The following is a 21,194-nucleotide window of genomic DNA, read 5'->3' as shown; positions in this document are numbered from 1 at the left end:
TATCAATAAGGAGGCGGAGTGTACGACGTGATCGTGGTCGGCGGCGGCCCGGCGGGTCTGAGCGCGGCGCTCGTGTTCGGCCGGCAGCACCGCAGGACGCTCGTCGTGGACGGCGGCAGCCCGCGCAACGCGCCCGCGGACGAGATGCACATGATGCTCAGTCGGGACGGCTTCGACCCGGCCGCGCTCCTGGAGATCGGGCGCTCGGAACTGGCCGCCTACCCCTCGGTCGAGGTGCGCCAGGGGACCGTGGTGGCCGCGGGCGGGGCGATCGACGACTTCGAGATCACTCTGGCCGACGGCGCCAAGGAACGGGCCCGCCGCGTGGTCCTGGCCACCGGACAGGTGGACGAGCCCTACGACATCCCCGGGCTGGCGGAGCGGTTCGGCTCGTGCGTCTTCCACTGCCCCTACTGCCACGGGTGGGAGGTCTCCGGCAAGAGCCTCGCGGTGATCAGCGCGGAGCCGGCCGAGGCGATGCTCGCCGGCTACCTCGCCGACCGGTTCAGCACCGACGTCGTGCTGTGCACGCACGGGGTCGAGGAACTGCCGGAGGAGGTCGCCGGGCACCTGGCCGCGCGCGGGGTCAAGGTGGACACGACGCCGGTGGCCCGGGTCACGGGCGAGCTGGACGAGGTGACGGTCGAGTTCTCCGACGGCCGCGCGCTCACCCGCCAGGCCCTCTTCCACAAGGCACCGACCCGGCAGCACGCGCTGCTGGCCGCCGAGCTGGGGTGCGAGATCCTCGACGACGGTACGGTCCGGGTCGACGAGATCGGCCAGACCACCGTCCCCGGCGTCGCGGCGGCGGGGGACACCGCCAAGCTGCCGGGCATGCCAGTGGCCACCACGCTGGTCGTCCTCGGCGCCGCCGACGGGGTCAGGGCCGCGGTGTGGATGGACGGCGGCCTGTTCCGCGCCGACCTCGAACGCGCGGCGCAAGAAGCGGAGCGGCAGGGCTAGGAACACGCCCCAGGGGCCGGGTTCGCGCCCCTGGACCACGGGCGCCGGGGCCCCGGCCGCCTCCCCCGCTGCGGATCGCGTGGGGGAGGCGGGACGGTCGGCCCCGGGTTCAGAAGTCGCGCAGGATGAGCTCGTTCCCGTCGCCGATGTCCACCGTGGCGACATGGCCGTAGGGCCGGTCCTCGCCGTAGCCCACGTATCCGGACCAGTACTCCGTGACGGCCCAGTCCTCGCCCTCGGCCACGGTCGCCTCGGCCAGGTACATGCCCTTGCCCGCTTCCCGGAGCACGACCGTGGCACCGGGTGCGAGGTTCTCGCCGCCCGCGCGAACGGCGTACGGGTCGCAGGTCTCGATCCACAGCGTGGCGCCCGTGGAGTCCCTGGCGCTGGCGACCTGCTCGCAGACCGGTTCGCCCGCCTGGGCGGCCTGGACCGGTGCCATCGCGAGGACCGCCGCGCAGGCCGCAGCCCCGGCACCCTGAAGAATCCGCATGCTCTTACCTTCTGTAGTTATTCGAACACCGAACGCTACAGGCCTGCCCTTGCGTGGAAGTGCGGAAACCCCCAGGTCAGAGGTAGTGGAAGGCAGTCCTTCCCCACGAGGACGAGCCCTCAGGGAGCCGTGCGGGCGCGCCCGCCTCGTGCGCGGCCAGGCCCTCCGCCAGCGGCGTCGGTGCGGTGCCGTCGTCTGGAAGTCGGTGGAGTCGGCCACGAACGGCCGTCCCATGGCGTCCCATGGCTGTGTCCCTTCGCTGTGGCGCGTGGGCTGGAGTGGGGGGTGGGGGCCGCCCGGGCCCCCGGTCGAGCGCCACCCTATCCGGCTCCCTCCCGGCCCTCGCGCCGGGCGGCGAAGAGCGTCACCGAGACCGCGTCGAGCGGGTGTTCCGGGCCCGGCGCCGACGCCAGGGGAGTCAGCCCCGCGCCCCGTAGCGCGTCCTCCCACTCCGGCCGGGACAAGAAGACGCGGTCGGTTCCGGCCCGGAAGTCGTGCGCTCCGGGGCCGAGCCCACCCTTGCGCGGCGACATCAGGAACTGCATGGACGCGAGGATCTGCGGGAGCTCGCGGCAGGTGTCCACGCACAGCAGCAGCCCGCCCGGGGCCAGCAGCTCACGCACGCCCCGCAGGCACGCGTCGACGGAGTGGGCGTTGTGCAGCACGTTCGCCGCGACCACCAGGTCGCGCGTGCCCGGCTCGACCACGCCCTCCCCGAGGGGCGCGGCGTTGGCGTCCAGGAGCGCGAACCGCGTGCCCGGGCGCTCGCCGAAGCGTTCCCGGCCCAGATCCAGGAAGTACGGGGACACGTCGGTGAACACGTAGTCCACCGGCACGTCCACGAGCGCACCGAGCAGGTCCGTGGTGGTGCCGCCCACGCCCGCGCCGATCTCCAGGACACGGACGGGCGCCCCCGCGGGACGCCGCTCGGCCGCCCACCGGGCCGCCTCGGCGGCCGCGGCGTTGACGTAGCGGTTGACCGTGTTCTCCCGGTAGGCCCCGTCCGCGGTGTCGGCCTCGCCGTCCGCGAACAGCAGCGCCTGCACGGAGACCTCGTCGCGCAGGAGCGCGGGCAGCTGGGCGAAGGCGCGTTGGAGGAAGTCCACCATGGCGGCGGGATAGCCCAGCCCGTCGCCGGCCGCGGTCAGGGCGCGGGCGGCCTCGCGCAGCTCACGGCGTCCCACCGCGCGCGTGCGGGTGAACCGCGTGCCGTCGCCGTGCAGCAGGCCGTGCCGGGACAGCACGTCCAGCCACCGCCGCAGGATCCAGCGGTGCCGGTCGGCGGTACCGGTGGCGGCGGCGATCTCCGCCTCGGTGTGCGCCGACCCGTCCCGGAACAGTCCGCCGCCGCGCAGCGCCCACGCCATCGCGAGCAGGGCGACCTCGTCGATGGCGTTCAGGAACCCCGGCAGGCGGGCCACGTCCACGTCCGCCACGGCCCGGTCGGCGGCCGCCCGGATCCGGGCCGCCAGGTCCACGGCCGCGGTCACGAGGCCGCCTCGACGGCGACGCGGACCCCGCGCGCCTCGGGGCGGTGCCGACGCAGGTGGGCGCGGGCGGCCTCGCCCAGCCGGCGTTCGACGAACGCGTGGAACGGCTCGTGCGCGCGTGGTCGGCCCAGGAGCTCGCGCACGGGCCGGAAGGCCGCCGACGCGGGGGCGTGGACCTCGAGCGTGCGCGGGTCGGCGGGGTCCAGGCCCACGCACGCGTCCGAACCGGCCAGGTCGCGCCGCAGGTCGGCAGGGGTGCGCGCGCCCGGGGCGGACACGAGCAGCGCGTGGGGGATGCCCGTGACGCGCACCGGGCCCTGGGCGAGCACCCGCTCCAGCTCCTCGCCGCCGGTCCACTCCACCGTTCGGGGCACGACCGGGGGATCGGCCGCCTCCACCCGCAACACCGCGTCGAACCGGTACCGGGTCAGCTCGGTGTCGGCGTCCATGGTCTTGGCCCGCACGCTCAGCCGCACCTCCCGCGGCGACGCGGCGGCGATCTCCGCCAGACAGGCGGGGTCGAAGAGCAGTTCGTCGTCGCGTTCGCCGCGGCGGGCGACCCGGCGTGCGATCTCGGCATCCGAGGCGGCGGGGTCGGCGGCGCGCTCGACCCAGCCGCCGTACTCCGCGAGCAGGCCCGAATGCCGGTTGTCGCCGACCACGACCGTGCCGCCCGGCCGGACCAGGGCGATCGCGTCCAGCAGGACGGCCCGCAGATAGCCCAGGTCGGGAAAGCACTGGGTGACGGAGTTCAGCAGGACGCAGTCGGGGCGCGCCCCCGCGCCCGCCACGCGTTCCAGGGCCTCGGCCACCGGCGCGGCGGTCGCCTCGTGCGCGGCGGCGCGGACGAACGCGGCGCCCGGGAGCCCGGCGGCGGTGAGGGCCGCCACGGCGGTGGGGGCCACGTCCGTGCCGACGTAGCCGCCCACCCGGCCGTGCAGGCGGTGGGCCAGCAGACCGGTGCCGCAGCCCAGTTCCAGGACCAGCTCCGGGCGCGTCTCCAGGACCAGGTCGACCGTGCGGTCGACCCACTCGCCCATGTGGTCGACGGGCAGCGGCTCGCCGGTGTCGGAGGCGCGCCAGCCGGACAGGTCCAGGTCGCCGGCGTGCCGGCCCTCGGCCTTCTCGTAGGTCCAGTCGTACAGCTCGCTCCAGTGGTCGAGGTACTCCGACACCAGCGAGCCCACCTGGGGCCGGGAGGCGAGGGCGTCGGCGCGCGGGCGGATCCGCACGACGCCGTCAAGCACTCGGGCCTGGGCGATCCACGGGTGCTCGGCCAGCGCCTCGGCGGCCAGTGCGGGCAGGTCGTCCTGGTCGGGCCGTGGTTCAGGGCCTGGCATGGGTGGTCTCCGTTCGACGGTGTTCGGCGGGTGGTGGCTGAAGGCGCAGGGTGCGCCCCTCGACGGTCAGGATCCGGTCGGCGCGGGCCGCGACCCCGGGTTCGTGCGTGGCGACCAGGACCGCGAGGCCGGTGCGGCACAGGTCGCTGAGCAGGTCCAGGACCGCCGTGGTCGCGGCGGGGTCCAGGGCGGAGGTGATCTCGTCCGCCAGTAGGACGTCCGGCCCGGCGGCCAGGGCACGCGCCAGGGCCACGCGCTGGCGCTGGCCGCCGGAGAGGGCCCCCGGTGTCCGGTGGCCGACGGCGGGGTCGAGTCCGACCCGGGCGAGCAGGGCGGCGGCCTCGGCCCGCGCGGCGGCGCCGGGCAGTGAGCGCAGGACGTGCGACGGGCGGGCCACGGCCGCGCCCGCGGTGTGCGCGTGGTTGAGCGCGCCGGCCGGGTCCTGGGCCACGAACTGCACGCCGCGCAGGCCGGCGGGGTCGCGGCGGCCCACGTTCGGTGCCAGGGGCGTGCCGTGGAGCAGGATCCGGCCGCGGGCGGGCGCGTGCAGGCCCGCGACGGCACGGAGCAGGGTGCTCTTGCCCGACCCGGAGGGGCCCGTGACGGCCACCAGTTCCCCGGGCCGCAGGTCCAGGGAGACCTCGTCCAGGACCGGGCGGCCCGGATGGCCCACGGCCACGCCCGCCAGCCGCAGGACGGGGTCGGCGCCGGCCGCCGCGGGTGCGCCGCGCACGGGCCGGGCGACGGCCCGGGCCCGACCGGGCGCGGTGGCCGGCGCCCCGAACGGTCGGGGGGTGACCGGTGCCGCGCGCTCGACGGGATGCGGCGGGTCGAAGGCGATGATCCTGTCGGCGACGGACGCGGTGAACACGGGATCGTGCGAGACGACCAGGGTGAGGCCGCCCCGCGCACGCCTTCGGCCGATCTCGCGCGCCACCAGGGCGACCGCGGCGGCGTCGAGCCCGCTGGTCGGCTCGTCCAGGACGAGCAGCGCGGGGTCGGACAGCACCGCTCTGGCCAGCGCCACCCGCTGGGCCTGGCCGCCGGACAGGGTGTGGGTGCGGCGCCGCAGGACGTCCTCGGCGTCCAGCCCCAGCGACGCCAACAGGGGCGTCAGCGGGGTGCGGGCGCCGCCCCCTTCGCGCACGGCGGTCTCGACGGTGCACAGCGGATTGAGCCCCTGGACCGGGTCCTGGGTCAGCACGCCCGTGTGCCGGCGCCGCCAGCGCCGGGCCGCGTGTCCGGGCCGGATCTCGGCGCCCCGCCACCGCACCGAGCCGCGCACGCGCGCCGTCCCGGGTGTCAGGGCGTCGAGGATCCCGAGCACCGCCGTGGACTTGCCGCAGCCGGAGGGCCCGGTCAGGGCGACGGTCTCGCCCGGCCGAGCCGTCAGCGAGAAGCCGTCCACCAGGACGGTCCCGTCCGCCGCGGCCACGGTCAGGTCGCTCACGCACAGGATCGGAGTCGTGGTCATGACGCGGGCTCCCGGAGCCGGACCCGGTGCTCGGCCGTTCCCCGCGCGACCGCGGCGGCGACCAGGGCGGTGACGGTCAGCGCGGTGGCGGGGGCGACCAGGGCCGGCGGGTTGAGCGCGGCCCCTGACAGGTTCTCGCGCAGCATCAGGCCCCAGTCGGGGGCCGGGGGCTGCGCGCCCAGCCCCAGCATGCCGAGCGCCGCCGCCAACTGCAGGGCCACCACGAAGCGCAGGCCCAGGTCGGCGGTGACCACCCCGGACAGGCCGGGCAGCACCTCGCGGAGCAGCAGGACCGGTGTGCGTTCGCCGCGACCGAGCGCCGCTTCCACGTACCCGGTCCGGCGCGCGCGGCGCACGGCGTCGCGCACCACCCGCAGGGTCAGCGGGGCGCCGCCGCAGACCGTGCCGGCCACGACGGCGGCCGGGGCCGGGAGCACGACCGCCAGCACGAGGGCGATCAGCAGCAGCGGCACGCCGAGCAGGAGGTCGGCGGCCCCCGACAGGAGCCGGTCCGGCCAGCCCTCGTACCACCCGGCCACCAGTCCGCCCAGCGTCCCGGCGGCCCCGGCGGTCACGGCGGCCAGCACGGAGATCGCCACGATGCCCCGCCCGCCGGCCAGCGTCCGGGACCACACGTCACGACCGGCCGCGTCGGTGCCCAGCAGGTGCGCGCCGCCCGGCGCCAGCCACGGGGCGGCGACGGTCGAGGACGGGTCGTGCGGTGCCAGGGCGCCGCCGAACACGGCCAGGGCCAGGACCACGAGCGCGGCCGCGCCCACCGAGCCCCTCATGCCCGCACCGGTTCGGTCAGGGCCGCCGCCGCGTCCGCCGCGGCGCCACCGGCGACGACGACCGCCGCCGCCGACAGGGCCACGGCCTGGACGACGGGGACGTCGCGGGTCGCGATCGCGCTGACCAGGAGCTCGCCGAGCCCCTGGTAGCCGAACATCGTCTCCACCACGGCCGTGGCCGCCACGAGCGCCCCCGACGACACGGCCAGCACCCGCAGCGCCGGGGCGAGCAGGAACGGCGCCACGTGGCGCGTGGCGATCCGCCACCGGGGCACCCCGCGCAGGTCCGCGTCCCGTACGTGCGGGAGCGCCCGGGTGTCGGCGAGCGCTCCGCCGAGCAGTCCGGCGCCGTAGGCGGCGATCGGCACGGCCAGCGCGAGTGCCGGCAGGACCAGCAGCGCCGGCTCGTCCAGAGGGGAGCCGCCGGCCCGCACGAGCGAGACCGGGGGCAGCACGCCCAAGGCCACGGAGAACACCGCGACGAGCCCGGCGACGAACGCCGGCTGCGGCACGGCGGCCAGGCCGGCCACGGCGCCCGCCGCCCAGCCGCGCGCCCGGGGCGGAGCCGCTCCGGCCGCCCAGGCGAGCACCGCGGTCAGCGGCACGGCCACGACCAGCGCGGCTCCGGCCAGCGTGAGCGTGGCGGGAAGCCGGGCGCCGACCAGCGCCGCCACCGGCCGGTCGTTGACCAGGGACGTTCCGGCGTCCCCGGTCAACAGGCCGCCCAGCCACCGCACGTAGCGTTCGTGGACGGGCGCGTCCAGTCCCGCCGCCGCCCGCATCGCGTCGAGCTGGTCGGCGGTCGCTCCCGCGCCGGCGCGCACCGCGACGGCGTCCGAGGGCAGCAGGTCGCTCACCGCGAACACCGCGACCGAGACCGCCGCCAGTACGGCGCCGGCGCGCAGAACGCGGGTGAGCGCGCGCGTGGCCCGCGAACGCCGAAGGGACGTGCGCATCAGTCGGTCAGCCGCACCTGGTCGATGAACAGCTTGTCGAACCCGGGACCGTCGGGCAGGTCGGCGACGTTCTCGGCCGCGAGGTCGATGCCGTCGCCGGTCCCCCACACCACGTAGCCGCCCTCGTCGCGCACCTCCAGCATCAGGTCGCCGAGGATCCCGTCGCGCTCCTGGGCGTCGGCGGTGGCCAGCGCCTCGTCGAACGCCGCGTCCCACTCCGGGCGCTCCCAGGCCGTCTCGTTGGTCGGCGCGTCGCTCAGCAGCGCGACCGTCGCGATGTCGGTGAAGGGGATGCCGCCGTAGAAGCCGGTGTAGAAGGACTCCTGCGCGAAGACGTCGGTCCAGTAGGTGTCCGGCGGATCCATCGAGATCTCGACGTCCACACCGACCTCGGCCAACTGCTCGGCGTAGAGCGTGGCCGCGGTGTCCATGCCCGGATAGGAGGTGGTCGTGTGCAGGACCACCTCCAGCCCGTCCTCGTGCCCGGCGTCGGCCAGCAGCTCGCGGGCCCGCTCGACGTCGCGTTCGCGTCCGTCGGTCCGCGGACTCGCCGGATCGGCCGGGGCGATGAGGTCGTCGCCGACCTGCCCGTACCCCAGGAACACCGTCTCGACGAGCTGGTCGCGGTCGGCCGCGAGCCGGAAGGCCTCGCGTACGTCGGGATCGTCGAAGGGCGGGGTGTCCAGCCGCATGACGAACGGGTACATCGTCACGTCCGGCCGCTGGACGACCTGCAGGCCCTGCTCCTCGGCCTCGGCCACGGACGCGGGGTCGACGCTGCTGCCCACGTCGGCCTGGCCGGAGCCGACGGCCTGGGCACGGGCCTGCGGGTCGGCGATCGCCGAGATTTCGACGCGGTCGAGCGGCGGGGTCGGGCCCCACCAGTCGTCGTTGCGCTCCAGGACGGCGTTCTCGGCGTCGCCCTCGGCGAAGACGAAGGGCCCGGAGCCGGGGACGGGCTCACTGAAGTCCTCGGTGCCCTCGGGGACGACGAAGGTGACCGCCTCCAGGGCGCGCGGCACGTCGGCGTAGGGCCCGTGCGCGACGATCGTCAGGGTGTGGTCGTCGACCGCCTCCGAGGCCGTGAAGTCGAACATGCCCAGGCGGCCGAAGTTCTCGGCCGCCTTGTCCTCGATGCGGCGCAGCGAGTAGAGCACGTCGGCCGCGCGTACGGGGGAGCCGTCACTGAAGACGGCGTCCGAGCGCAGGGTGAGGGTCCACTCGACGAGGTCCTCGTCGGCGGGCTCGATCGACTCGGCCAGGCGCAGCTCGGTGGCGCCCTCCTCACCGGGCACGGCCAGGACGTCGTAGAGCAGGCCGAAGCGCAGGGAGTCGGACTCGTTGCCCACGCCGCCGTGCGGGTCGTGGGTCGCGGTCGAGGGCGAACCGGTGGCGGCGTAGCGCAGGGTGGCGCCGTCGGCGTCCGCCTGCGCGGCCGGATCGGTTCCGGAGCAGGCGGTGACGGCCAGCAGGGCGGCGCTCAGGAGCAGAGCCGCCGGTGCCGGGCGCCGGAGGGTGTGCGGTGTGTTCACAGGTGTCCTCTTGTGTCTCGGGGGATGCACCGGGAGCCGTCGTGGCCCGGGTCGATGTGGGGGAGCAGCGCTTCGTTCACCAGGTCGGCGAGCCGTGCGACGGCGGGCGGCCGCATCAGGGAGTAGTGGTCGGCCCGCAGACCCGCCACGCTCGGGGGCGCGGCCAGGTGCCGGCCCCAGCCGAGGTCGGCGAGTCCGGGCGGGGTGTCGTCCACGCCCATGCCGATGCCGGAGTTGCGCGGCGCGGTCAGGTCGGCCCGCACCACGAGCGAGGCGGTCCGTTCGGCCGCGAGCCGACGCGGCTCGAAGGCGGCCAGGGCGCGCATGTGCCGGTCGAAGACGCCGACCCGTTCCCGCAGGACCTCGCCCCCGCCGCCGAGCAGGCCGTGCTCGCGCAGCCGGTCCTCGGCCAGGGCCCACCGCTCGCCGGGCTCGGCGGCGATGAACGCGGCCCGCTCGGCGCCGTCGCCGATGCCCAGGTCGATGCCGAGGTAGCCCTCCAGCGCGGCCAGGTGGCGGGCGAGCGTCTCGCCCTCGGCGTCCTGCGGGTCGTGCAGGTCCACGTTGGTGATGTGGGTCGGGTCGTTGGAGTCCAACAGCACCAGCAGGTCCACGGTCTCGCCCTGTTCGTGGAGTAGGCAGGCCATCTCCTGGGCGAGGTCGCCGCCCATGGACCAGCCGCCCAGCAGGTAGGGGCCGTGCGGTTGGCGGCGGCGGACGAGCGCGAGGTGGTGGCGGGCCAGGCCGGCCATGGTGTCCGGCCCGGTGCCGCCCACGAGGCCGGGGTCGGTGATCGCCTCGACGCCCACACGCGGGTCCAGGGCCCTGGCGAGCGCGGTGTAGCACAGCACGTCGCCGCCGGAGGGGTGCAGGAGGAACAGGGTGCGGTCGCCGGTGCCGGTGCGGAGCGGGAGGAGGGCGTCCTCGCACACCGGAGGGTGGTCGGAGTCCTCGTCCTGGGCGTACGTGTCCGCGACCTCGGCGGTCACGGTCACGGCCGGTTCGTCGCCGGCGGCGTCGCTCCCGTGGTCCTCGGCGGTCCAGTCCTGCGTGGCCAGCCGCCGGACCCGGTCCACGTGGTCGGCGAAGGCGCGGTCCACCTCCCCCGCGGGCAGCGCGGGTTCCAAAGCGTCCCACTGCAGGAGCAGCGCGCCGCGCTGGACGAGGACCTGGTGGTCCAGGACCGTCTGCGGGGTCTGGCTCAGGGCGTGCACCTGGGTGCCCGCCCACTGGAGGTCGTGGTCGAAGGACAGGGCGTCCTCCAGGCCGACCGCGCTGGTGAACACCACCGGGACCGAGGCGATCCGGCCCGTGCGGGCGGCCTGCTCGGACAGCAGGTCCAGCGCGGAGAACGCGCGGTGGTCCAGGTCCTGGAAGAGCCGCCGGTGCACCGCGCGGACCCGGTCGGCGAAGGGGGCGTCGGCCAGGTCCACCTCGTGCAGGAGCAGCGAGGTGAAGTCCCCGACCACGTCGTTGACGTCGGGGTGCACGTCGGGACGGTCGAACAGGGTGAGGGTCAGGGCGAAGCGGTCCCGGCCCGACCACGCGGCCAGGGTCTCCGCGTAGGCGGTGAGCAGGACGGCGGTCGGCGTCACCCCGTGACGCGCGGCCCGCTCCCGCAGGGCGTTCCAATCCGCAGGGTCCAGCCGCGCGGTGCGGCGCTCGAACCGCTGGCCGCCAGCCGCGCGCGTGACCGGCAGCTCCGGAGCGCCGGGCAGCGCACCGCGGTCGCGCCAGTACCGGGCGGCGCGCTCCCATTCGGCCGAACCCCGGCCCGCGTCGATCGCGGCGACGCAGGTGGCGAAGTCCACGCCGGGTTCGGGCAGGTCGCCTTCGGGGTTCTCGTAGAAGTACTGGATCTCCCGGTCGATGATCCAGTAGCTCGCGGCGTCGCAGATCAGCACGTCCACGCCGATGAGCAGCCGGGTGCGCCCCTCGGGCAGGCGGACGGCCTGCACCTGGAACAGCGGCCACTGGTCGGCGGGTCCGGACTCCCGCGCCACGCGCTCGCGCAGGCGGGAGAGCCGCGCCTCGCGACGCTCGGGCGGCCGCGTCGACAGGTCGTGGACGCGGACGCGGTAGCGGGGCAGCCGGTCGAGCACCGTGAAGGTGCCCTGGGCGGTGGCGACGGCGCGGAGCATGGCGTGCCGGCCGATCACCCGGTTCCACGCGGCCTCGTAGCGCGCGACGTCCAGGTCGGCGCAGTCGTATTCGAGGTAGAAGCGGCAGGCCAGATCGCCCAGTTCGTAGCCGCCGTCCCGGCCGACCCAGTAGGCGTGCTGGACCCGCGTCATCGGGATGGCGGAGCCGTGCGGGGCGTGCGCCGGGGCAGGGAGCGGAGCGTGTGCGCGCTCCGGCTCGGGGCCCGCGGCCCGGCCGCCGACCAGTGCCGCGATCGCGCCCAGCGTGGGTTCGGCCAGGACGTCGCGCAGGCCCAGCTCGACACCGAACCGGCGGCGCAGGGCCATGAGCATGCGCGTGGCGAGCAGGGAGTGGCCGCCGAGCGCGAAGAAGTCCGCGTCGGCCGACCGCACGGGGACGCCGAACAGGTCGCTCCACAGGTCCGCCAGGATCCGCTCGACCGGATCGAGTTCGTCGGCCGGTCCGTCCGACTCCGTGCCCGCGCCGGGGATCTGGACGGGGCGGGACGCCTCGGCCATCCGCGTGCGCAGGTCGGTGGTCGACACCGCGACCACGGGCGGGGCGGTGCCGGTGTCGCGGGCCGCCAGGAGCCGGTCCAGCGCGCCCATGCCGGTGGCGGCGTCGAGCGCGAAGCCGAGGTTGACGACCCGGTCGGCGCCGAGGGGTCCCACCCGCCAGGCGTCCCAGACCACGCTGATCCAGCGCGTGTGGTCGTCGTCGGCCTCGGCCTCGGTCGCCAGCGTGTCCAGGAACGCGTTCGAGGCGCAGTAGGGGCCCATGCCGACCCCGCCGACGAGGGTGCCCGCCGAGGACATCAACACCACGGTGGAGGGCCGCCGGTCGGGCTCCAGCGCGGCCACCGCCGCGCGCAGGGCGAGAGCGCCCCGGACCTTGGAGTGGACGTGTCCGGTGACGTGCTCGGCGGTCACCGACCGCAGCGGGGCCAGGTCCGCCGTGGCCACGACGCCCGCGGCGTGGACCACGAGGTCCAGACCGGGGCCGCCGGGGTCGGCGAGTTCGGTGAGCAGGGACGTCATGGCGCGGGTGTCCGCGGCGTCGACCGCGCGCACCTCGACCGGGGTGCCCCGCTCGGCGAGGGTGCGCAGCGCCCGTGCCCGGTCCTCGTCGCGGCTGCCCGGTTCGGGGGAGGGCGCGACCGCGGCCCGGGAGGTGACCACGACCCGCATACCGCGCGCGGACAGGTGCGCCGCCGTCGTGAGACCGACGTCGCCCAGCCCGCCGGTGATGAGCGCGACCGGTCGCCGGTCGAAGGGTCGGTCCGGAGCCTCGGTCGGGCTCGGGGAGGCGTGGATCTCGCTGGGGCGCCAGGGGACGACACCGCGGACCCACCGGGTGGCGCCGCGGACGGCGGCCTCGGTCCCGCCGGTCCCTGTGCGCAGCAGATCGGCGAGTTCGGCGATGACCGCCGGACCGATCCGGACGCGTGCGCCGAGGTCGAGCGTGCGCCACGCCAGGCCCGGTGTCTCCTGGGCCAGGACGCGGGGGAGCACGCGCGCGGTCGCGCCGGCCGGGTGAGCGGGGTCGGCGCTCTCCACGCGCTCGATCGACCGGCCGACCTGCAGGACCACCGGCAGCGGCGGGTCCAGGGCGGTCAGGGCGCGGGCGGTGCCGGCGTGGGCCAGCACCTGTTCGGTGACGGCGTCCGGGTCGTGGCGCCGGTCGGGGTCGGTGTCCAGCAGTACGACCGCGCCGTCGAACGGCCCCTCCTCCTGCTCGCCGAGCCCGACGACGGTGGCGCCGGCCTCGATGAGCGCCGAACGCAGGGCGGCCGCGTCGGAGGACTCTCCGGTGCCCTGAGCGGCGTCGGAGCCTTCCGTGGTGGCGGTGCCGACCAGCAGCCGGCGGCCGGCCAGGGGCGCGGGGTCCAGCGGCGGAGTCTGCGACCACACCGGGACCTGCAGCGGGTCGTCGGCGTCGGGGACCTCCCCCAGGGCCGCGTGCGTGCGCTCGGGCGGGTCCACCCACAGCCGGCGCCGCTGGAACGCGTAGCCCGGGGCCGCGACCCTGTGCCGCGCGCCGGTGTGCAGCGCGGCGAAGTCCACCTCGGCCCCGTGCGCCCACAGCGCCCCCAGGGCGGCGCGCACGGCCACCCCGTCGGACTCCCCGGATTCCGTCGCGAGCGTGGTCAGGGCGCCGGTCAGCTCGGGGAGGCCGTTGCGGCGGGCCAGGGAGGCCAGGGCCGCCCCGGGGCCGACCTGGACCAGTACCGTGGGCCGGTCGCCGACCGCGGTGCGCAGGGCCCGGTCGAAGCGGACCGTTCCGCGCAGCTGGTCCACCCAGTGGTCGGCGGTGCCCAGGGCGTGGGAGACCGTCTCCCCCGTGACGGTGGAGACGATCGGCACCGCCGGTGCTGCGACGGACAGGCCGCGCGCGGCGTCGCGCACGTGGTCCATGGCCGGCTCCACCAACCGGGAGTGCGCGGCCACGTCCACGTGCACGGTCGTGCACGTGTGTCCCTGCGCGGACAGTTCGGCGTCGACGGCGGCCACGGCCGCGCGCGGTCCGGACACCACACAGGCGTCCGGCGCGTTGACGACGGCCAGGTCCACGTCGGGGTGGCGGGTCAGGAGCGCGGCGGTGTCCTCCTCCCCGAGGGGGACCGAGAGCATCGTTCCCTCGCCCGCGCTCTTGGCGACGGCGGTGGAACGGACCGCGACCAGGCGGACGGCGTCGGCGAGGCCGAGCGCGCCGCAGACCACGGCGGCCGGGTACTCGCCGAGGCTGTGGCCGAGCACCGCGTCGGGGCGCACGCCCCACGACTCCAGGAGCCGGGCGGTGGCCAGGGAGACGGCGAACAGGGCGGGCAGGCCGACGGCGGCGTCGCGCGCGCGGTCGGCGGTCCCGCCGGGCCCGATCACCACGTCGCGGATGTCGGCGCCCAGCAGCGGCAGGAACAGCTCGGCGCACTCGTCGACGCAGCGCGCGAACACGGGTTCGTGATCATAGAGCTCGGCGCCCATGCCGGCGTGCTGGCTGCCACCGCCGGGAAAGGCGAAGACGACGCGGGCGCTCGCGCCCGAGGCGTGGACCGGCACGGCGGCGCGCAGCGCCTCGGCGACCCGGCCCTCGGCGGCGACCGCGGCCATGCGGTACGCCGTGGGGTGGGCCCGTCCGGTCTGGAGGGCGTACGCCAGGTCGGCGGGGTCGACGGCTGCCGTGGCCCCGGTGGCCGCCGAGGCCGCCGTGGTCTCCGTGGCCCCGGTGCCTTCGGCGCTCCGCGGGCCGCTCCCGAGGGCCTCGGCGCCGTGCGCGAGGTCGGCCGCGGTCGCGGTCAGCGCCGCGCGGGTGTGCGCGGCCACGGGCAGGAGCTGGGGGCGCGGGTCAGGGGCGGCCGGGGCGCGCTCGGGCGCCGGGCCGACGATGGCGTGGGCGTTGGTACCGCCGATCCCGAAGGAGCTGACTCCCGCGAGTTCGGGCCCCTCCCACGGCCGGGTGCGGGTGACGACCTCGAAGGGGGACCGCTCCAGCCCGAGCAGTTCGTTGACGGGTTCGGCGTGCAGCGAGGCGGGCAGCGTGCGATGGTGCAGGGCGAGCACCGTCTTGATGAACGAGGCGATGCCCGCCGCCGAGTTGGTGTGGCCGATGTTGCTCTTGACCGATCCGAGCCCGCACCAGGACGGACCGGACTCGCCGTAGACCCGCTTGAGCGCGGCCGTCTCGATCGGGTCGCCGAGCCGGGTGCCGGTGCCGTGCGCCTCGACGTAGCCGATCTGGCGGGGGTCGGCGCCGGCGACCGCCAGCGCCTCGACCAGGACCCGTGCCTGGCCGCGCATGGAGGGCGCGGTGAAGCCCGCCTTGGCCGCGCCGTCGTTGTTGACCGCCGACCCGTGCAGCACCGCCAGCACCGGGTCGCCGTCGCGCTGGGCGTCGGCCAGCCGCCGCAGGACGACTACGCCCGCCCCCTGCGTGTAGACCACGCCGGATCCCTCCGAGGAGAAGGGGCGCACGGTGCCGTCCCGGGAGTAGATGCCGTCGGGCGTGTACAGGTAGCCGCGGCCCTGCGGCACGATCAGGGACACGCCGCCGGCCAGCGCGGTGTCGCACTCGCCGTTGAGCAGGGACTGCGCCGCCGTGTGCACCGCGACCAGCGAGGTCGAGCAGGCGGTGTTGACCGCCACGGCGGGACCGGTGAGGTCGAGGCGGTAGGCGGTCTGGGCGGGCAGGTAGTCGGTCTGGGTCGCGATCGCGGTCTGCAGGGTGCCGACGGGGTCGTCGCCGGCCCCCGCGGAGTCCCAGCGGTCGGCGAGGTTGGCCGCGAGGTAGGCGCTCTGCGCGGCTCCGGCGAACACGCCGACCGAGCCCGCCCCGGTGCCGCCGCCGTGGCCCGCCTCCTCCAGCGCCCGCCAGGCGCATTCGAGGAAGAGCCGCTGTTGGGGGTCGAGCAGCGCGGCCTCGGCGTCGGTGAGGCCGAAGGGGTCGGGGTCGAACAGGTCCTGGCCGTCGATGATCCCGGCGACCGGGACGTAGGCGGGGTCGCGCAGCACCGCGGGACGCACGCCCATGTCGGTGAGCTGGGCGTCGGTGAGGCGGGTCAGCCCCTCGCGTTCACCGGCGAGCAGGTCCCAGAAGGACGCGGCGTCGGGCGCTCCGGGGAAGCGGCAGGCCAGTCCGGTGACGGCGATCGCGGTCGCGGGATCGGGGAGGGGGGAGCTCATCGGGCCACCTCCGTGGCGGCGGCACGGGCCCGGAGGCGGGCCTCGGCGCGGGAGGAGGGGGCGGCGGGGACGAAGGAGGCGGGCGGGCCGCCCGGTGTCGGCGCCGGCGGTCCCGCTTCGGCGGCGGGAGCGCCGGCCGCCAGGGGGCCGGTGAGTCCGGCGGTGTCGGCGGGCTCGGACGGGGCACGGCCCGCGGCGACGTGTTCGGCGAGACCGCGTGCGGTGGGGTGGGTGAACAGGTCGACGACGGACAGCGCGGGGTCGAGTTCCTCGACCAGTCGGCGGTGGGCCAGGACGAGGGTCAGCGAGGTGGCTCCCAGGCGGAAGAAGGGGGTGGTGGGGTCGATGTCGGTCTGGAGGAGTTCGCCGAGGACGCGGGTCACGATCCGTTCGGCCTCCGGGTCGCGGTGCTCCCCGCGTGGCGCGGGCCGCGTCCCGGCGGGGTGCCCGGGGGCGGTCCCGGCGACGGACGAGGAAGCCTGCGCGGCGTCGGCCACTGGGGCCGGGGGAGCGGGGGCCGCCGTGAGACCGGACGCGGGCGCGCCTGCGGCCGCAGCGGGCCCGGTGCCGTTGTGGGCGGTGCCGTCGGAGGCGGCACCGGCGGGGAGGAGGTCGATCTCCACGAGCCCGTCGGCGCAGAGCCGGTGGGCGGTGGCCACTCCCGGCAGCGCCGTCTCCTCCACCGCTGCGGTCCACGCGCCCGACGCCGTGAGCGCCCGCGCGGGCGTGAGATCCCCCGCGCCCACGCGCAGCGACACGGCCAGGCCCGAGGCGAGGGCCTGGCGGACCAGACCGTCCAGTCCCGTGTCCGGGGGTGAGCCGATCCCGGTCCGCTCCGGCGCGGGAGCGTGCTCCGCGGCGGGAACGCGGTCCGCGCCGGACGCGTGTTCCGGCGGTGCGGGTGTGCGGCCCCGCTCCAAGGGAGCCTCGTCCCCCGTCGTCCGCGCGCCGTTCCGAGGACGCGCGTAGGGGTTCTCCAGCGCCTTGTAGTCGATCTTGCCGTTGTCCGTCACCGGGAACCGCGCCATGCGCACGATCCGGCTCGGCACCATGTAGTCGGGCACCCGTTCGCGGAGCAGACCGATCAGGCGTTCGTCCTCGGGGGCCGGGGAGGTCTCGCTCTCGATGAGGAAGGCGACCAGGCGCGGCCGGTCGTCCGGCCCGCGCATCGACATGGCCACGGCGTGGCGCACGCCCGGGACCCGGTCCAGGGCGGACTCCACCTCGCCGAGCTCGATCCGGTGGCCGCGGATCTTCACCTGCCGGTCCAGGCGCCCCAGGAACTCGATGTTGCCGTCCGCGCGCCAGCGCCCCATGTCGCCGGTGTGGTAGAGCCGACCGAGCACGGGGTGGTCGATGAAGCGCTCGGCGGTCTGGGCCGGGTCGCCGATGTACCCGCGCGCCAGGCCGTCGCCGCCGATGAAGAGCTCCCCGGGCACGCCCACGGGACTCGGCGCGCCGGTCGCGGCGTCGATGATGTGGAAGCTCTGGCCGCGCAGCGCACGGCCGTAGGGGATGCTGGGCCAGCCCGGGTCCACCTCCTCCACGGGGTAGCAGATCGACCAGATGGAGCCCTCCGTCGCGCCGCCCAGGCTCACCACCTGGGCGTGGGGGGCGAGGGCGCGCAGCCGGTCGGGCAGCGTCACCGGGATCCAGTCGGCGGACAGGAAGACCAGGCGCAGGTCCGCCAGAGCGGTGCGCGCCAGGTCCGGGTCGATCTCCGCGTACTCGACGAGCATCTCCATCAGCGCGGGCGCGGTGTTCCACAGCGTGACGCGGTGGCGGGCCATCAGCTCCAGCCAGTGCCCCGGGTCGCGCTGGCGTTCGGCGTCGGGCAGGACCAGGGCCGCGCCCGTGCCCATGACGCCGAAGACGTCGTGCACCGACAGGTCGAAGCTGAACGCCGACAGCGCCAGCATCCGGTCGTCCGGGCCCACCGGGAAGCGGTCGATGAGGTCGTCGATCGTCGTGCGGGCGGCCCGGTGCTCGATCGCCACGCCCTTCGGGCGGCCGGTGGAGCCGGACGTGAAGATGACATAGGCGAGGTCGTCCGCCGCGGGCCGCCGCGGCCCGTCGCCGCCGGACGCCTCAGCCACCTCGGGCACGGGGGAGAGCTCTCCGGTGGGGGCGGTCTCGTGGACGGCCACCCCGGCGGGCCAGACGACGGTGCTCCCGGCGGCGACCAGGGCACGGCGCACCCCCGCCTGGGCGCACACCGACGCGATCCGCTCGGCGGGCCAGGAGGGCTCGACCGGCACGTAGCCGGCGCCCGAGGCCATGACCCCGAGCAGCGCGGCCACCTGGTCCACGCCCTTGTCCAGACAGACCGCCACGAGGTCCCGGGCCCCGACGCCGGCGCCGTTCAGCAGGGCTCCCGTGCGGGCGACCCGCTCCGCCAGCTCGCCGTGCGTCACCGCGTGCGCGGAGTCGACCAGCGCGGGCAGACCGGGGGCGCGGTCGGCGGCCGCGCGCAGCGGGTCGTTCAGCAGCGGGCCCGCGTCCTCGAAGGGGCACCGGTCCAGGGGTTCCGGGGGAAGGAAGGAGGGATCCCAGGCCAGGGCCGGATCGGTCCATGCCCGCGGCGAGTCGGCGAGCCGGCGCAGGAGCAGGGCGTGCGCGGCCGCCATCCCGGGCGCGAACCCGGGCGGCAGGGAGTCCTCGACGGTGTCCCAGCAGATCCGCAGCGCACCGCCCTCCTCGTGCACGATGTGGTCCAGGGCGACCTGGGGGGTCTGGGAGATCCCGAAGACCTCCTCGCCGAGCCAACCCGCCGGAGACTCGCCGGGCTCGGACAGCCCGATGCCGCTGGTGAAGACGACCGGGTGGGTGGGCGTCAGGTCGGTGCCGCCCCCGGCGCCCGCCTCGCGCAGGACCTCGACCCCGGAGACCGACCGGTGTTCGAGGTCGGTCCAGAAGCGCTGGTTCACCTGCTTGGCGAACGCGAGGAAGCCGGACTCCGGGCGGCCCGGCGGCATCTGGACGAGCAGGGTCGAGGTGAAGTCGCCGACGAGGTGGCGCAGGTCGGGTTCGTCGGGGCGGTCGAAGAGCGTGGTGTTGAGCGTGAACGGCTCCGCCGCGCCCCAGCGGGCCAGCGTCAGCCCGAACGCCGCCAGCAGCAGGCCCGTCGGGCTGAGCCCCTCCGCGGCCGCGCGGGCGCGCAGCTCCTGCCACACCTCGGGGGAGAGGCGCTCGGTGTGGCGGGTGAACCGGTGGCCGTGGATCTCGGCGAGGTCGGTGCTCCAGGGCAGGCGCGGGCCGTCGGGCAGGGTGGCCGCGCGAGCGCGCCAGTACTCCAGGTCGAGCTCGCGCCGCTGTCGTTCGGCCGGGTCCTCGTTCCTGCGGCGCAGGACCTCGGCGAAGGTGGCCCGGGCCTGGGGCAGCTCCGCGTCCGGGTCCTCGAAGAGCGTGCCCCACTCGGCCAGGACCTGCATCCATCCGGCGAGGTCGAGGGCCAGGACGTCGACGCCGAGCTGGATGCGGGTGCGGCCGTCGGGCAGCAGGATGGCGTGGATGTCGAACAGGGGCCAGCGGTCGGTCGGCCGGGTCTGGTGCGAGCGCGCCCGGCGCAGTTCGTCGAGCGCGTTCTCGGCGTCCTGGGGCGCGGCCGCGCGCAGGTCGGTGCGGGCGATCCGGTACTCGTCGACCTCGGGCAGGATCCGTTGGCGCCCGTCGCGGTCCACGACCATGCGGAGCATGGGGTGGCGGGCCACCAGGCGGTTCCAGGCGGCGGCCAGGCGCTCGACGTCCGCCTCGGGGTCGTCGGCCTTGGGATGGCGGTCGTACTCGCGGTAGTAGAAGGTCGCCACTCCGCCCAGGGGGAAGGCCGGGTCGCGGCCGATCCAGTAGGCGGTCTGCAGGGGGGTGAGGGGGAAGGACGCCTCGCCGTCGGGATCGGCCACCCCGGCCGCGACGGTGGCGGCGGTGGCACCGCCGAGGAAGGCGGTCAGCGGCAGGTCCAGGTCCAGGTCCTCGCGCAGGCGGCGGCGCAGGCGGACCGCGGTGAAGGACTCCAGGCCGAGGGAGGTGAGGGACGTGCCCGGATCGACGTCCGCCGTGTCCAGGTCGAGGACTTCGGCGATGATCGCGGCGATCTCCGTGACCGGGGTGGACGCGGGCAGGGCGGATACCTCACGCATGGATCTCCATCCGTCGGGGCGCGGTGTGGGGACGTGGGCACGGGTGGGGTCCGCCGTGCGCACATCGCGATAATGGTAATCATTTTCAACTCATGTGTCCACAGATGCCCGGGATGTTCGTGGATCGACGACGACGGCCGGCCGCACGGCCGGAGCCGCACACGAGGAAGCCCTCGCCCGGCCGCCGTTCGCGTGCCGGGCTGGGATACCGTCCCTGCATGATCGAGGACCTGGTGGCACGGGTGGAGTCCGGCGACGAGAGCGTGATCGACGCACTGGTCGACCACGCGGCGGCGGATCCCGCCGCGATGGCCCCCTACCTCCCGCGGCTCCTGGACGCGGGAGTGTTCTGGCGCCTGCACGTGCTCTACCGGGGCGCCGACGATGACTTCCAGCGTCAGGTGGTGGCCGAGATCGACTCGGGCACCGACGAAGGGACGGCTGTGCTGGCCCACGTGCTGGCGCAGACGCGCGGCCCCGTCGTCGAGGAGGCGTTCCGCCGTTGGGCGCAGTCACCGCCGCTCGGCCCGCACTTCGACCCCTACCGGCGGGGCGTGGCGGCACTGACCCGCGACGGCGGTTGGGAACTCGCTCCGAACGGAATCCGTGAGCTGTGCGGTACCGGCGCCTACCGCTTCGTGCCGGGGCCGGACGGAGAACGGGCCGATGAGGCCTGCCCGCGGTGCGCGAGCCCGCTGTGGGCCGTGCTGGACCTGGACACCGCCGACCCGAAGGCCGCCGACGCCCTCGCCCACACCGGTTGGCGCGGCAGGCTGCGCGTGCTCACCTGCCACCTGTGCTCCTGCTACGGCACCGTCTACACCGAGGTCGCCGCCGAGGGGAAGGCGGGTTGGTCCGCGCACACCGTGCGTCCACCGATCCTCCCCGTGGACAGGCCCGAGGAGCCACCGCTGGTCGCCTTCGTCCCGGGAGCGCGCCGGCCCACGCCGTTCATGGCCAGTGCCTGGGACCGCGGGGGCTCCACCCTCGGTGGGTGCCCCGACTGGATCGACGACCCGTCCTACCCCGTCTGCCCGGGATGCGGCAGGGCGATGGACTACCTCGCCCTGGTCGGCGGCGCCGACCTGTACGACGCCGAGGGCGCCTACTACGTGTTCCTGCACGCGCCGTGCGGTCTGGCCGCCGTGGAGTACCAGCAGAGCTGACCGGGATCCTCCACCGCCTTCGGGCCGGCTCCCCG

General features: G+C 75.9%; 11 protein-coding genes. 2 read left to right on the top strand and 9 right to left on the bottom strand.

Features of this window, described 5'->3' with window-relative positions; genetic code table 11:
- The first annotated feature begins 18 nt into the window (after positions 1-18).
- On the top strand, positions 19-963 hold the full coding sequence (locus DFP74_RS25210) for an NAD(P)/FAD-dependent oxidoreductase (RefSeq protein ID WP_121185372.1): 945 nt from the start codon (positions 19-21) through the stop codon (positions 961-963).
- 109 nt (positions 964-1,072) lie between these two features.
- Here DFP74_RS25210 and DFP74_RS25205 read toward each other — a convergent pair whose 3' ends face one another.
- From DFP74_RS25205 to DFP74_RS25165, 9 genes are all read right to left on the bottom strand, one after another.
- Positions 1,073-1,456, bottom strand: a complete 384-nt coding sequence (locus DFP74_RS25205) for a hypothetical protein (protein WP_121185370.1) — start codon at positions 1,454-1,456, stop codon at positions 1,073-1,075.
- Positions 1,457-1,776: 320 nt separating this feature from the next.
- Positions 1,777-2,946 carry a class I SAM-dependent methyltransferase gene (locus tag DFP74_RS25200; RefSeq protein ID WP_121185368.1) on the bottom strand — a complete coding sequence of 390 codons (1,170 nt, stop codon included), beginning with the start codon at positions 2,944-2,946 and terminating at the stop codon, positions 1,777-1,779.
- The gene (locus tag DFP74_RS25195; protein WP_121185366.1) at positions 2,943-4,286 is read right to left on the bottom strand and encodes a class I SAM-dependent methyltransferase; all 1,344 of its coding nucleotides are present in this window, start codon (positions 4,284-4,286) and stop codon (positions 2,943-2,945) included. The genes DFP74_RS25200 and DFP74_RS25195 overlap by 4 nt, the downstream gene beginning before the upstream one ends.
- Positions 4,273-5,760 (bottom strand): ABC transporter ATP-binding protein, encoded by a 1,488-nt coding sequence (locus tag DFP74_RS35080; protein WP_121185364.1) that lies wholly within the window; start codon positions 5,758-5,760, stop codon positions 4,273-4,275. Before DFP74_RS35080 ends, DFP74_RS25195 begins: the two co-directional genes overlap by 14 nt.
- Positions 5,757-6,551 carry an ABC transporter permease subunit gene (locus DFP74_RS25185; protein ID WP_121185362.1) on the bottom strand — a complete coding sequence of 265 codons (795 nt, stop codon included), beginning with the start codon at positions 6,549-6,551 and terminating at the stop codon, positions 5,757-5,759. Before DFP74_RS25185 ends, DFP74_RS35080 begins: the two co-directional genes overlap by 4 nt.
- Positions 6,548-7,507, bottom strand: coding sequence for an ABC transporter permease (locus DFP74_RS25180; protein WP_121185360.1), 960 nt, complete (start codon positions 7,505-7,507; stop codon positions 6,548-6,550). Before DFP74_RS25180 ends, DFP74_RS25185 begins: the two co-directional genes overlap by 4 nt.
- The gene (locus tag DFP74_RS25175; protein WP_233571154.1) at positions 7,507-9,039 is read right to left on the bottom strand and encodes an ABC transporter substrate-binding protein; all 1,533 of its coding nucleotides are present in this window, start codon (positions 9,037-9,039) and stop codon (positions 7,507-7,509) included. The genes DFP74_RS25180 and DFP74_RS25175 overlap by 1 nt, the downstream gene beginning before the upstream one ends.
- Positions 9,036-15,857 (bottom strand): type I polyketide synthase, encoded by a 6,822-nt coding sequence (locus DFP74_RS25170; protein WP_121185358.1) that lies wholly within the window; start codon positions 15,855-15,857, stop codon positions 9,036-9,038. The genes DFP74_RS25175 and DFP74_RS25170 overlap by 4 nt, the downstream gene beginning before the upstream one ends.
- Positions 15,854-19,993, bottom strand: a complete 4,140-nt coding sequence (locus DFP74_RS25165; RefSeq protein ID WP_121185356.1) for a non-ribosomal peptide synthetase — start codon at positions 19,991-19,993, stop codon at positions 15,854-15,856. The genes DFP74_RS25170 and DFP74_RS25165 overlap by 4 nt, the downstream gene beginning before the upstream one ends.
- A gap of 218 nt (positions 19,994-20,211) precedes the next feature.
- On the opposite strand from DFP74_RS25165, the gene DFP74_RS25160 reads away from it, so the two are divergent.
- Entirely contained in the window at positions 20,212-21,159 is a 948-nt protein-coding gene (locus DFP74_RS25160; RefSeq protein ID WP_121185354.1) for a hypothetical protein, read from the top strand.
- Positions 21,160-21,194: the final 35 nt, after the last annotated feature.

This window comes from Nocardiopsis sp. Huas11 (assembly GCF_003634495.1).
Lineage (GTDB): Bacteria > Actinomycetota > Actinomycetes > Streptosporangiales > Streptosporangiaceae > Nocardiopsis.
This window is presented reverse-complemented; position numbering and strand designations above follow the sequence as displayed.

Excerpts from the sequence above, each read along its gene's own strand:
- DFP74_RS25170 (WP_121185358.1), bottom strand. The coding sequence starts at position 15,857 with ATGAGCTCCCCCCTCCCCGATCCCGCGACCGCGATCGCCGTCACCGGA.
- DFP74_RS25185 (WP_121185362.1), bottom strand. The coding sequence starts at position 6,551 with ATGAGGGGCTCGGTGGGCGCGGCCGCGCTCGTGGTCCTGGCCCTGGCC.
- DFP74_RS35080 (WP_121185364.1), bottom strand. The coding sequence starts at position 5,760 with ATGACCACGACTCCGATCCTGTGCGTGAGCGACCTGACCGTGGCCGCG.
- DFP74_RS25180 (WP_121185360.1), bottom strand. The coding sequence starts at position 7,507 with ATGCGCACGTCCCTTCGGCGTTCGCGGGCCACGCGCGCGCTCACCCGC.
- DFP74_RS25205 (WP_121185370.1), bottom strand. The coding sequence starts at position 1,456 with ATGCGGATTCTTCAGGGTGCCGGGGCTGCGGCCTGCGCGGCGGTCCTC.
- DFP74_RS25195 (WP_121185366.1), bottom strand. The coding sequence starts at position 4,286 with ATGCCAGGCCCTGAACCACGGCCCGACCAGGACGACCTGCCCGCACTG.
- DFP74_RS25165 (WP_121185356.1), bottom strand. The coding sequence starts at position 19,993 with ATGCGTGAGGTATCCGCCCTGCCCGCGTCCACCCCGGTCACGGAGATC.
- DFP74_RS25160 (WP_121185354.1), top strand. The coding sequence starts at position 20,212 with ATGATCGAGGACCTGGTGGCACGGGTGGAGTCCGGCGACGAGAGCGTG.